Source organism: Serratia sp. HNCC26DJ206 (genome assembly GCF_057180605.1).
On the sequence record NZ_JBXUGP010000055.1, the window covers coordinates 1 to 14609 of the forward strand.

4 protein-coding genes are annotated in these 14609 nt (G+C 55.7%); all 4 read left to right on the forward strand.

What is annotated here, in order from left to right; translation table 11 throughout:
- Positions 1 to 10 precede the first annotated feature (10 nt).
- Positions 11 to 10618, forward strand: coding sequence for an Ig-like domain-containing protein (locus AC2A1E_RS22925; protein ID WP_484385660.1), 10608 nt, complete (start codon positions 11 to 13; stop codon positions 10616 to 10618).
- Between the two features lie 163 nt (positions 10619 to 10781).
- Positions 10782 to 11681, forward strand: a complete 900-nt coding sequence (locus AC2A1E_RS22930; protein WP_484385661.1) for an OmpA family protein — start codon at positions 10782 to 10784, stop codon at positions 11679 to 11681.
- Positions 11682 to 12063: 382 nt separating this feature from the next.
- Complete coding sequence (locus AC2A1E_RS22935) at positions 12064 to 14313, forward strand: type I secretion system permease/ATPase (RefSeq protein WP_484385662.1); 2250 nt, start codon at positions 12064 to 12066, stop codon at positions 14311 to 14313.
- A gap of 110 nt (positions 14314 to 14423) precedes the next feature.
- A partial coding sequence (locus AC2A1E_RS22940; RefSeq protein ID WP_484385663.1) for a hypothetical protein occupies positions 14424 to 14609 on the forward strand: 186 nt, incomplete at its 3' end.

Sequence of the window (14609 nt, forward strand, 5' to 3'; positions counted from 1 at the left end):
AGATGGCATCGTGACGGTGATCGACAACGGCAACGTGATCGGCAGCACCGTGATCGACGAGAACGGTAACTGGACATTTACCCCGAGTGAACCGCTGGATAACGGCGAGCATAACCTGAGCACCACCGTGACCGATCCGGCCGGCAACGTAAGTGAGCCAAGCCCGGGTGTGAACATCGTGGTGGACGACATCAAGGTTCCGCTGAGCATCGGTTCAGTGAAGGATAACGTGGGCCCGATCACCGGCAATATCGCTGAAGGTAGCGTAACGGACGATAGCCGTCCGGAACTCATCGGCAGCGGCAAGCCGGGCAGCGTGGTGACCGTGAAAGACGGTGAGACCGTGCTGGGCACCACCACCGTGAACCCGGACGGCAGCTGGAGCTTTACGCCAGAGACCGACCTGGGCGACGGCAACCACAGCCTGACCGTGACCGCGGAAGATGCGGCGGGTAACAGCGTGACCGCCCCGGCGTTTGAGCTGAAAGTGGACACCGAAGCACCAGCACAGCCAGTGATTGGCGGGGCGATTGACGACGTGGGTGACCTGCGCGGGCCATTGAGCAGCGGCAGCGTGACCGACGACGCCACCCCGACCTTCAACGGAACGGCCGAAGCGGGCAGTATCGTCAAGGTGTACGACCAGGGTAACCTGTTGGGCTCGGTCACGACCGACAACAACGGAGCCTGGACGTTTACCCCGACCGCGTCATTGGTGGAAGGTGAGCACAGCATCACCACCACGGCGACGGACAAGGCGGGCAACACCAGTGCACCATCCGAGTCGTTTGTTCTGACTACCGATTACTCTGCACCGGATCCGACCAAGGTGGCGATCACCGGAGTGGACGATCAGGTGGGTGAGAGCAAGGGCAACGTGGTTGCCGGTGGCACCACCGACGACAACCGTCCGACTATCAGTGGGACTGGCGCAGAAGTGGGCAACACCATTACGGTGTACAACGGCACGACCGTGATCGGCACCGCCACCGTGCAGGCGGACGGGACCTGGTCACTGAAACCGACCCTGCCACTGGCAGACGGTCTGGTCACCCTGACCGCGAAGGAAACCGACCTGGTGGGGAATACCACCATAAAACCATCGCCGGAATACGCGATCACCGTGCTCACTGTACCGCCATTGGCCCCGAGCATCACCAGCGTGGAAGACGATGTGGCACCGCACACCGGTGCGTTGCAGAAAGATCAGGTGACTAACGACAATACCCCGACCCTGAAGGGTACGGCATTGCCGGGTGGCACCGTGACCGTGTACGACAACGGCACCGCGATCGGCAGTGTCAAGGCGGACAACAACGGTGCGTGGAGCTTTACGCCGGAAACGGCGCTGAAAGACGGCAACCACAGCCTGAGTGCTTCCGTGACTGACAGCATCGGTCAGGTCAGCCCGACCACCGGCGGTTTCGCTATCGTGGTAGATACCCAGCCACCGGCACCGGCAACCGGCCTACTGGTTACCGACGACGTGGGCAACGTGCAGGGTCCTCTGACGACAGGCAGCACCACGGATGACAACACGCCAACCCTCAGCGGCAAAGCCGAAGCGGGCAGCGTGGTCAAGGTTCTGGACAACGGCAACGTGATCGGCAGCACCACCACGGATGTGAACGGTAACTGGAGCTTTACGCCAAGCATCCCGTTGGGCAACGGGCCACACGACCTCACCACCACGGTCACCGACACGGCGGGTAACACCAGTGCCGAAGGGGAACACCTGGTGGTCACGGTGGATGTGGATCCAGATCCGATCCAACTGACCGGGTTGATGGACGATGTGGGCAGCGTGCAGGGCAACATCGAGCAGAACGGCGTAACGGACGACACCCGTCCGACGCTGAACGGCACGGTGAAGGCTGGCAGCGTGGTGACGGTGAGCGACGGCAACAATGTGCTGGGCAGCGTCACGGCGGACAGCAACGGCAACTGGAGCTTTACGCCAAGTACCGATCTGGGTCAGGGCGCACACAGCCTGAGCGCCAGCGCCAAAGATCCGGCCGGGAATACCAGCACCAGCGGCAACTGGGTGTTTACGGTGGACTCGGTGGTACCGAACGTACCGTTTATCGACTCGGCCGCGGACGATGTGGGCAGCGTGCAGCCACAGAATATGGTCAGCGGCAGTGCGACGGACGATCCGACGCCAACGCTGTCGGGCCGTGCGGAAGCCAACAGCGTCGTGAAGGTCTATGACCAGAACGGGTTGCTGGGCTCGGCACAGACCAATGGCAGTGGCCAGTGGAGCTTCACCCCTACCGAGAAGTTGTCGGAAGGTGAGCATCGCTTTACGGTGACGGCGACGGACAAGGCGGGCAACGTCAGCGAACCATCGAACACCTTTATCCTGGCGCTGGACTTTACGCCACCGGTTCTTCTGGTGGCGATCACCGGGGTGGACGATCAGGTGGGTGAGAACAAGGGCAACGTGGTTGCCGGTGGCACCACCGACGACAACCGTCCGACCCTCAAGGGCATCGGGGCGGAAGTGGGCAACACCATTACGGTGTACAACGGCAACGCCGTGATCGGCACCGCAACGGTCCAGGCCGACGGGACCTGGTCACTGAAACCGACCCTGCCACTGGCAGACGGTCTGGTCACCCTGACCGCGAAGGAAACCGACCTGGTGGGGAATACCACCGTGGCGTCGCCGGAATACGCGTTCACCGTGATCACCGTACCGCCACAGGCCCCGAGCATCACCAGCGTGGAAGACGATGTGGCACCGCACACCGGTGCGTTGCAGAAAGATCAGGTGACTAACGACAATACCCCGACCCTGAAGGGTACGGCATTGCCGGGTGGCACCGTGACCGTGTACGACAACGGCACCGCGATCGGCAGTGTCAAGGCGGACAACAACGGTGCGTGGAGCTTTACGCCGGAAACGGCGCTGAAAGACGGCAACCACAGCCTGAGTGCTTCCGTGACTGACAGCATCGGTCAGGTCAGCCCGACCACCGGCGGTTTCGCTATCGTGGTAGATACCCAGCCACCGGCACCGGCAACCGGCCTACTGGTTACCGACGACGTGGGCAACGTGCAGGGTCCTCTGACGACAGGCAGCACCACGGATGACAACACGCCAACCCTCAGCGGCAAAGCCGAAGCGGGCAGCGTGGTCAAGGTTCTGGACAACGGCAACGTGATCGGCAGCACCACCACGGATGTGAACGGTAACTGGAGCTTTACGCCAAGCATCCCGTTGGGCAACGGGCCACACGACCTCACCACCACGGTCACCGACACGGCGGGTAACACCAGTGCCGAAGGGGAACACCTGGTGGTCACGGTGGATGTGGATCCAGATCCGATCCAACTGACCGGGTTGATGGACGATGTGGGCAGCGTGCAGGGCAACATCGAGCAGAACGGCGTAACGGACGACACCCGTCCGACGCTGAACGGCACGGTGAAGGCTGGCAGCGTGGTGACGGTGAGCGACGGCAACAATGTGCTGGGCAGCGTCACGGCGGACAGCAACGGCAACTGGAGCTTTACGCCAAGTACCGATCTGGGTCAGGGCGCACACAGCCTGAGCGCCAGCGCCAAAGATCCGGCCGGGAATACCAGCACCAGCGGCAACTGGGTGTTTACGGTGGACTCGGTGGTACCGAACGTACCGTTTATCGACTCGGCCGCGGACGATGTGGGCAGCGTGCAGCCACAGAATATGGTCAGCGGCAGTGCGACGGACGATCCGACGCCAACGCTGTCGGGCCGTGCGGAAGCCAACAGCGTCGTGAAGGTCTATGACCAGAACGGGTTGCTGGGCTCGGCACAGACCAATGGCAGTGGCCAGTGGAGCTTCACCCCTACCGAGAAGTTGTCGGAAGGTGAGCATCGCTTTACGGTGACGGCGACGGACAAGGCGGGCAACGTCAGCGAACCATCGAACACCTTTATCCTGGCGCTGGACTTTACGCCACCGGTTCTTCTGGTGGCGATCACCGGGGTGGACGATCAGGTGGGTGAGAACAAGGGCAACGTGGTTGCCGGTGGCACCACCGACGACAACCGTCCGACCCTCAAGGGCATCGGGGCGGAAGTGGGCAACACCATTACGGTGTACAACGGCAACGCCGTGATCGGCACCGCAACGGTCCAGGCCGACGGGACCTGGTCACTGAAACCGACCCTGCCACTGGCAGACGGTCTGGTCACCCTGACCGCGAAGGAAACCGACCTGGTGGGGAATACCACCGTGGCGTCGCCGGAATACGCGTTCACCGTGATCACCGTACCGCCACAGGCCCCGAGCATCACCAGCGTGGAAGACGATGTGGCACCGCACACCGGTGCGTTGCAGAAAGATCAGGTGACTAACGACAATACCCCGACCCTGAAGGGTACGGCATTGCCGGGTGGCACCGTGACCGTGTACGACAACGGCACCGCGATCGGCAGTGTCAAGGCGGACAACAACGGTGCGTGGAGCTTTACGCCGGAAACGGCGCTGAAAGACGGCAACCACAGCCTGAGTGCTTCCGTGACTGACAGCATCGGTCAGGTCAGCCCGACCACCGGCGGTTTCGCTATCGTGGTAGATACCCAGCCACCGGCACCGGCAACCGGCCTACTGGTTACCGACGACGTGGGCAACGTGCAGGGTCCTCTGACGACAGGCAGCACCACGGATGACAACACGCCAACCCTCAGCGGCAAAGCCGAAGCGGGCAGCGTGGTCAAGGTTCTGGACAACGGCAACGTGATCGGCAGCACCACCACGGATGTGAACGGTAACTGGAGCTTTACGCCAAGCATCCCGTTGGGCAACGGGCCACACGACCTCACCACCACGGTCACCGACACGGCGGGTAACACCAGTGCCGAAGGGGAACACCTGGTGGTCACGGTGGATGTGGATCCAGATCCGATCCAACTGACCGGGTTGATGGACGATGTGGGCAGCGTGCAGGGCAACATCGAGCAGAACGGCGTAACGGACGACACCCGTCCGACGCTGAACGGCACGGTGAAGGCTGGCAGCGTGGTGACGGTGAGCGACGGCAACACAGTACTGGGTAGCGTCACGGCGGACAGCAACGGCAAGTGGAGCTTTACGCCAGCTGTCGACCTGGGCCAGGGCACACACAGCCTGAGCGCCAGCGCCAAGGATCCGGCCGGGAATACCAGCACCAGCGGCAACTGGGTGTTTACGGTGGACTCGGTGGCACCGAACGTACCGTTTATCGATTCGGCCGCGGACGATGTGGGCAGCGTGCAGCCACAGAATATGGTCAGCGGCAGTGCGACGGACGATCCGACGCCAACGCTGTCGGGCCGTGCGGAAGCCAACAGCATCGTGAAGATCGTCGATCAGAACGGGTTGCTGGGCTCGGCACAGACCGATGCCACGGGCAACTGGAGCTTTACCCCGACCAGCAAGCTGGCGGAAGGTGAGCACCGCTTTACGGTGACGGCGACGGATGCGGCGGGCAACATCAGTGCGCCATCCAACACCTTTACCTTGATGTTGGACTTCACACCACCTGATGTCAGTAAAATTGCCATCACCGATGTGGTTGACAACTTTGGTAGCGTCACGGGGTCGGTTGCACAGAATGGTGTGTTGGACGATCGCAAACCTGTTATCAAAGGTACCGGTGCGGAGGTGGGCGATACCATTACCGTTTCCACCACGGATACCAATGGCAACACGATTGTGCTGGGTACGACAACCGTAGGTGTTGGCGGTACTTGGGCGCTTACGCCGACAGGATCGCTGTATGATGGGTTGAACAAACTGACCGTAACCGAAACCGATAGCGTAGGTAATGTTGCTACACCGGATTCCAGTTATAGCGTCAATGTGTCGTTGACTCCAGGGGTACCGAGCATTACGGGCATCGTGGACGATACCGGGGCCAATAATGCCAACCTGGCAGAAGGTGCGCTAACGAAAGACAGTACGCCAACCTTGAGTGGTACGTCTTCAGTCGCGGAAGGTAACACCATTACCATTTATAACGGTGCAACTGTGGTCGGTACGACCACGGCAGGCCCGAATGGTAACTGGAGCTTCACGCCTGCCAGCAAGCTGGACGACGGTAGCTATAACTTTACGGTGACATCAACCAACAGTGCGGGCCAAACCAGTGAAGCAAGTAATAGCTGGAGTATCACTATCGATACTACTGCGCCTGGTGCGGTGACCGATCTGGTGATTACGGATGATGTGGGTGAAATCCAGGGGCCACTTCATAATGGAGATGTCACGGATGACGCCAAGCCGACCTTTAGCGGCAGCGCTGAAGCCGGGAGTAAGGTCACGATCTATGATGCTGGCGTGAAAGTAGGAGAAGCGACGGCTGATGCGACTACCGGTAAATGGAGTTGGACACCGAACAACAATATGTTGGATGGGCTTCATAACTTCACGACCACGGTCACCGACAAGGTTGGTAATGAGAGTGCTCCGTCAACCAATGTCGGCGTCACGATCGATACCAAGGCACCTGAAGTGACTCTGGCTATTGAGGGATATTACGATGATGTCGGTACCAACAAAGGGTTGATCCTGGGGAGTGGTGGTTCTACAGACGATACTTCACCTGTTCTGAAAGGGACTTGGAGTGGTGATCTGTTGCCAACTGACTCTATCCGTATCTACCAGGATGGGCAGTTGGTGGGCGCTGCGGTGATTGATCTGGCGAACAGTTCCTGGACCTTGGCACTCAACAATCTGGTGAATACCCATACCTATACCTATACCGCAACTGCGGTGGATGTGGCAGGTAATGAAACGGCGATTTCACCAAACTTTACGTTGACCATCGATTTGGATGCGCCGACTCAGACAGTCATCATCAACAATTACACCGATGATGTGGGCTTGGTGACCGGTGAGTTTGGTTCCGGCACCAGTACTGACGATCGTAATCCGACGTTGAATGGTCATGTTAATGGTAACGCGCTGGGTGCGGGTGATGAAGTGCGTATCTATGATGCTGCTTCTAACCTGCTTCTGGGGACAGCAACGGTCGCGGGTGACGGGTCATGGACTTTCGTATTACCTCCGCTGAATGATGACACGACCTACAGCTTCCGTGCGGTAGTGGCTGATCAAGCGGGTAACGAAGGAACGGTTTCCAATAACTTCATCATGACTGTTGACCTGGCGATGATGGTTAACATGCAGAATACGCTGGATACCACGCCGATCGTTTCCGGTTATACCGGCTTCGATATTCAACAGGGTGAGTACGTTGAGGTGACGGTTAACGGTAAGACCTACAGCTCACAAAATGGGCAGGTGGTAGTCGATCCGCGCAACAACACCTGGTATGTGCAAATTCCAGACGCGAATGCATTGAGAGTTGGAACCTATGATGTGCAAGCGGTGCTCTATTCTGCCAATGGCGAGCAGATCACCACTGACAATAGCCGTAATGAACTGGTGGTTGCTCCAACGCCAGTTGTGACGGTTGGCGCAGGCGCTGCTGATTCAAACCAGAAAGCAACAGCTGTGACGATAGGTGAAGACGGCGTATGGCGTATCCATACTAACCAGACCATGCTTGACTCTACTGCGACGTCCTCTTCATCGTTGGGTGATTTCTCGACGACGAAGTTGGTGAGTAACACGGGTACGGGTTATGGCTCTTCCAACTATGTGCAAAATGCCACATTTATCGACTTCAACCGTGACGGTCTGATGGATCTGTTTGCTGTTGATAGCCAATACGATGATGGCCAACAGATGTTCTACTACAACGGGTCAACCTATAAAGCGTATCAGGTTGGTGCGTTTGCCAACTCGGGGCAAGCTGGTGACTTTGCGGGTGATGCTAACACCGCGGGCAGTGCGAACACCTGGAGTTGGTACGGCGGTATCATTGCTATCGATAAAGATGGCGATGGTTATGTCGACATGGTCAATGGGGATCAGACACCGAACGACAGTGGTATTCGTGGCGGTTATGGCTCGCAGATCGTGCTGAACCATGATGGTACCGTGGTGGGCATGGACAAAGATGGCACGTTCGCAACAGATTATGCGACAGATTCCAGCCATCGTCCGATCGGTCTGGATCAGTCACAACCGGATATGGAACTGTCCGGCGTCGACATTAACAACGACGGTATTGTTGACTTTGTAATGCACAGTCAAAACATCGTTGCTGATGGTTCGCGGATTGATGCGGACGGGGCAACCGACAGAAGCGCGGCGATTAGCACTAACCAAGCTCGTCTGGTGGTGGTCAACGGCACCAACAACGGTAATTGGAAAGTTACTCAGGTTGTCGATAACGTGTTCCAGCGCGGTACGGATAGTGACCCGGGCATTGGTAACGGTGTTGCCATGACCTGGGCCGATTTCAACGGCGATGGTTATATGGACTTGTTCTTGGGCAGGGGTAGCGAAAGCACAACATCTGCTTCAGGGGCCGGTAACAACGCTGGGGAATACGCTAGCCGGATTTACTTCAACGATGGTACAGGTAAGCTGGTGTTCAGCGATCCTAACAACGATGGCATTGGTAACCCAACGGCAGCCGGTATGTATACCTTTACCGACAACCTGGCCGGCGGTGCATCAATTGCGTTGGACTGGAACCACGATGGCAAGATGGATGTTATTGAGTTACCGGGGATGTCTTCAACGTCCGGGGGGATCACCTCTGCGGCGGCGGCTGGAGCAATCAACTTGTATACCAATACGTCATCAGGTGGGGCGACGAGCTTTACCACCACCAACCTGCTCACTCAGGTAGGTAAAACGACGATTGGTGGTACGGCTACAGCGAGCCAGGTTACGGGGGCTATTGCGATTGATATTGATTGGGATGGCGATCGCGATCTGTTGGCCTTCACCGCCGGGGGCGTCACGACCTACATTGAAAACAAAAACAATGTGGCCTATGGCACCTCAATTCATCTGCGTATTCTGGATGAAGGGGGTATCAACTCGTTGTACGGCAACACGGTGCAACTGATTGATGAGGCGACAGGGCAGGTCGTTTCTACCCAAATGATCAACGCACAGTCTGGTAACCAGACCAACGACAGTACCGCAATTGTGGACTTCTATGGGTTGGATGCCAGCAAGACTTACAGCGCAGTGATCTTGCGTTCCAGCAAGGGAGCCTTTGCGGATGTGGGTGGCGTTGCGAGAGTGGGCAGCAACACCGTTGAGATTGTCAACAAGGCGTGGGGCGGGTTGAAAGCGACAGAAGCCAACAATGCTTATGTTCTGACAACCGAAGCCGAAACCAATGTGGCAAACGCCAGCGCCAATGGTGGCACCAACGCGACAGGTATTGTCGGGACCGGCTACAACGATACGTTCTTTGCCACCTTGGGCAACGATTTGTATAACGGCGGTGGCGGTACTACAACAGTTTCAGGTGTGAAATCCTGGAGCTCAACCGGTGGCTTGGACATCGTTGACTACAAACTGGCTGGCAGCACACCATTAACCATCGATCTGAGCAAGACGGGCATGCAGAGCACTGGCTTTGGCAATGCACAGTTTGTGAATATCGAAGGCCTGGCAGGGGGAAGTGGCAACGATACCTTCACGGGTAACGCGGCTAACAACTACTTCGATGGGCGTGGTGGCAATGACACCTTCAATCTGATTCACGGTGGTCAGGATACTCTGATGTACCGTGCGCTGGATGCGGCGTCGGCCAACGGTGGCAACGGTCACGATACGGTAAACAACTTCTTCGTGGGTACCGTAGAGGCAACCTCGAATGCTGATGTCATTGATGTCAGTGGCCTGTTGGTTGGGTATCGGGCAGATGCGGATGGCGCGGCACACTACATTAATGGTGTGGCGACGATAGATGCAGGAGAGACAATTAAGCAGTATCTCTCCATTACCTACAGCGGCAATGACAGCATCTTGAACATTGACCGTGATGGAAATGGCTCAGCCTATGGCTCCACGGCGCTGCTGACGTTCAGCAACACGCACGTGGATCTGGAAACATTGCTGGCTAACCATCAATTGGTGATCAGCAATGGTACCCTGACTGCGAGTAGCTTCCAGGCGTTGGCGGATAGTTATACCGTCACTGCCACGGATTACAGTGCTTCAATCGAAGCTGTAACGGCTCACTTGTGGACAGGGGAAACAACCGCGGGCACAGGTAAATTGATCAACGTCGACTCTCTGATTGGTTCTAATCAAGGAGATACGTTCACTGACAACTCGGCTAACAACCTGTTCGAAGGTCGTGGCGGCGATGATACGTTCTACCTGATTAACGGTGGTAACGACACGCTGATGTATAACGTGTTGGCGGGTATGGAGAATGACGGGACGGGCGGTAACGGTCACGACATGGTCCATGGTTTCCACGTTGGCAATATCGCCACCGACGGTGACGCCGATATGATTAACCTGAGTGATTTGCTGGACTATAACGGCCCGATCTCCTTCTTCCAGAATGATGGCAAGATGGTGCTGGATGACTCTTCCCAAGGTATTCTCAAATATCTGAAGGTGGAGAACTCCGGTAGCGATACGGTGATCAGCATCGACCGTGATGGCCAGGGTGGGCAGTATGCCTTTACCAGCGTAGTGACGTTGGCGAATGTGCATACCGATCTGGAAACGTTATTGCAGAATAACCAAATCATTGTTTAACCGGTAACGGAACCCGCAGTGTAAAAACTGCGGGTTCTATTTTGTTATTATTTAATTATCTGGTAAACATTTTTGGCTATATATCCCCTTTGGGTGTGATAACGGATCCCAGAAAATTGTCGCCGTTTATGGATGAATATATCAGGTGAGCCTGGAGCATATAATGAAAGCTGTTCGTAATGGATTTAAATACGTCAATATTGCAGTATTAACTTTAGCTGCGGGATTGTGTTCTTTTACCGCATCTGCTGAGTCGGTATACAACAGTCAATCTTCTGCTGATACCACAAACGCTTATCGCCCTGTGGCAAAAGTCGTACCGGAGTTGGCTCAGGTCGTCTTTTATTATCCACAGGGTAATCTTCCTGCAACTATCAATGTGGATCGCGAACTGCAATCCGCATTGTTGCCTGGCGAGTTTACCGTGTTTTGTGTGGCACCGGGTGGGCATGCGATTGAGTCCTACTTCCAGGATCAGCCGCTGTATCAAGGGAAACAGAATCCAGCACATCAACTGAGTGTTAAGGGTTCAGAGACCTATTTCCTGCAGGTGAATCCAGGAGCCAATGGCAGTACGACGGCCTTGGTTGAAAGGGCGACAGCAGAGGCTGAGCTGAAGTCTATGCACAAGCAAACGCGTATTATCAACCGTGCTTCACAAGTCAAACCTTGTGAGTATGTCAACGGTGGTGGCGCAGTGCTGATTCAGGAAAGCGTACAGTTCCGTTTTGGCAAGAGCAGTTACGGTTCTATTTTACCGTCCTCAGTGGCTAAATTGGATAACGTGATTGCGTTTATCAAGCAGGGAAATAGCGCCGCTGACATTCAACTGGTGGGTTACACCGATGCTATCGGTAACCCAGCGTCAAACCAGCGCTTGTCACAGGCCAGAGCCAATACGATCCGCGAGGCATTGATCAACGCTGGCATCAGCGAGAGCCTGATCACTAACGTCAGTGGCATGGGCGTGGCTCAAAGTGCCGAAGGCTGTGTGGCCAGTGCAAATCATCAAGGGGCGGGTTGCAATGTCAATAGTCGCCGTGTGGATATTATTGTTAGATAACCATAGACCAGTTCTGATTTAACACTATTAAACAAAGGGCTACATAATAGGTGGCCCTTTTAATTTTGACATTACCGCAGGAAGAGTTTAGTGGGTTTTTATTTTATAGGATTAATCTTGTAGTATATTATTATTTTATTGTTCAGATGTTAAATAAGTATATTAAAACCACCCCATTCAATGTGTTAATTAATTTCACTCTTTGTTTCCTTTGGCTACATAAAAAGGCTTTTCTAGGCACTTTCTTATTTTTTTGGGCTGTATTTTAAGTAGACACTTACGCTCTTTCTTGCAGTGGTCAATATATTGTCTGTGTTAAGATATATCTAATGTTTAGCTTGGATGCTAAATCACAGTTTTTAAGTAAAACCAGGGAAAGATTATGAGTGAACAATTGTCGGTGTCTTCGGAGTTACCGGAGATTCCTGAGCCTCCGGCGATTCAGTCGCGAGAGTTTGACTATATAGAAGACCATGGCAAAGATTCATTGCTGTGGGCCGTTGAATGGTTGTGCCAACACTACAACAAGCTGGCCAGTAAAGAAGTGCTGTATGCCGGGTTGCCCCGTGGCGACAAGTTAGAGCCTGAACTGGCGCTGCGCATGCTGGACCAGATCGGTATCGCCGCCGGTTGGATCAAACGCGATCTGGCCAATATCTCCTCTTATCTCTTCCCGTTAGTGGTTGCTCGCACCGATGGGACTTACTGTATCGTCGCCGCGCGAACCGGTAAACGTGGCAACTACGGGTATCAGGTGGTGGTACCTGAAAGTGGCGGCATCATCAGCATTCCCCAGGCGGAGTTGTCAACCACGGGCTATGTCATGGTGGCAAGCCCCAAGCCTAAGCTAGATGCGCGTCTGGACGATGAAATTCTGCCGCAGGCCAATCGTGAAGGTCACTGGCTGTTCTCTACGCTGTGGCGCTACAGGCACTATTTCTACAGTGCGGCCACGGCGGCACTGCTGGCCAACATCCTGACGCTGGCCAGCACCTTCTTCACCATGAACGTCTACGATCGCGTTATCCCTACTCAAGCTTACGTCACCCTCTGGTCATTGGCGATTGGGGTGCTGATTGCCATTGTGTTCGAATTCACTTCCCGGCAGGTTCGTACCTATCTAATTGATGTGGCAGGTAAAAAGGCTGACCTGATTGTCGGGGCAAAACTGTTCCGTCAGGTGATGGCGATGCGCATGGAGAGCAAGCCGCAATCGACGGGGACCTTCGCCAACCAGCTGCGGGATTTCGAGGCCGTGCGTGATTTTGCCACCTCGGCCACGCTGTCGACGCTGTCAGATCTGCCGTTCTGTATTTTGTTCATGTTCGTTATCTATATGATCGGTGGGCAACTGGCGATAGTGCCGCTGGCGGCGGTGCCGATTATCCTGCTGGTTAGCGTCATCATCCAATGGCCGCTCAGCCGCTACATGAATGAAAACATCCGTGAGATCTCGCAGAAACAGGGGATGTTGATCGAGTCCATTGAAGGGATGGAGGCGCTGAAGGCGGCTCAGGGGGAAGGCGTGATGCAAAAACGCTGGGACGACATCAGCGCGCTGGCGGCCGCTTCCTCGATGAAAACCCGCTACCTTTCGGCGCTGACCTCGAACTTTGTCACCTTTATGCAACAGGTGTGCACCGTGGTGATCGTGGTGTTTGGTGTCTATCTGATCCATGCGGGTGAGCTCACCATGGGGTCGATGATCGGGGTGGTTATCCTGTCCGGTCGTTCACTGGCGCCACTGGCGGCGGTGGTTGGGTTGGCCTTACGCTATCAACATGCCAAAACGGCGTTGAAGTCACTGAATCAGCTGATGGAGCTGCCGACAGAGCGCGATCCGGCGATCAACTACCTGCCGACCCCGAAATTTGACGGCAACCTGCGCTTGAAGAAGGTGGCGTTTGCTTACGCGGTGCCCGGCATGATGGTGCCGCCGTCGATCCTGGATAATATCAATATCACCATCAAGGCCGGTGAGCGTGTAGCGATTATCGGCAGTATCGGCAGCGGCAAGTCAACGCTGTTACGGGTGATGGCGCGAATTTATCAGCAACGTAGCGGCCAGATCTCGATTGACGGTGTGGATGCAACCCAGGTCGATCCGGCGGACTGGCGCGCGGCGGTCGGGTATGTCGGGCAGGATTGCCGGTTGTTCAGTGGCACCTTGCGCTTCAACGTGACGATCGGCAAGCCGAGCGCCAGCACGGAAGAGTTCCTGCGCGTCGCCCAGATGACCGGGTTGGATCGTATCGCGGCCAAACATCCATTGGGCTATGACATGCCGGTTGGGGAGATGGGTAACGCGTTGTCCGGTGGGCAGAAACAGCTGGTTGCCCTGGCACGTTGTCTGCTGTTGCGGCCGAAAGTGCTGTTGATGGACGAACCGACCAGCTCCATGGATGCGATGACGGAAACCCTGTTTATTCGCCAGCTGCAAAAAGCCATTGAAGGACAAACGCTGGTGATTGTGACGCACCGGATGTCCGTGCTGAATATTTTTGACCGTCTGATTGTCTTGGATGACGGGCACGTCATGGCCGACGGCCCGAAAGATCAGGTCATTGCCATGCTGAGTGCCAACGGCCAGAAGAATGGCGCGAAAGTGACCCAGCTGAATCAGCCACATTAATCGCAAGCAGGCGGCAACAATCAGCAATACCCCCCTCTATTTCAGGATGCAGGTAGCTCCGGCTGTTGCATCCTGGAAAGTGCTGGGTATCTGCCAACAAGGAACAACCGATGAGCAAGGATGACGTGATATTAGCCACCTCTGATGATGCTGATAGCAGCAGTAAAAAGAGTTTGAGAATAAAAGAGACCGAGGCAAAGACAATTACAGTGAATGCGGTAGACAGAATTAACCCCCAGAATAAAAAAGATAATCAGCCCAGCGGAAAAATAGAATCTGAAGACCTGCGGTTTATG

Bases quoted from the DNA above. Each gene is read 5' to 3' on its own strand.
- AC2A1E_RS22935 (WP_484385662.1), top strand. From the start codon at position 12,064: ATGAGTGAACAATTGTCGGTGTCTTCGGAGTTACCGGAGATTCCTGAG.
- AC2A1E_RS22930 (WP_484385661.1), top strand. From the start codon at position 10,782: ATGAAAGCTGTTCGTAATGGATTTAAATACGTCAATATTGCAGTATTA.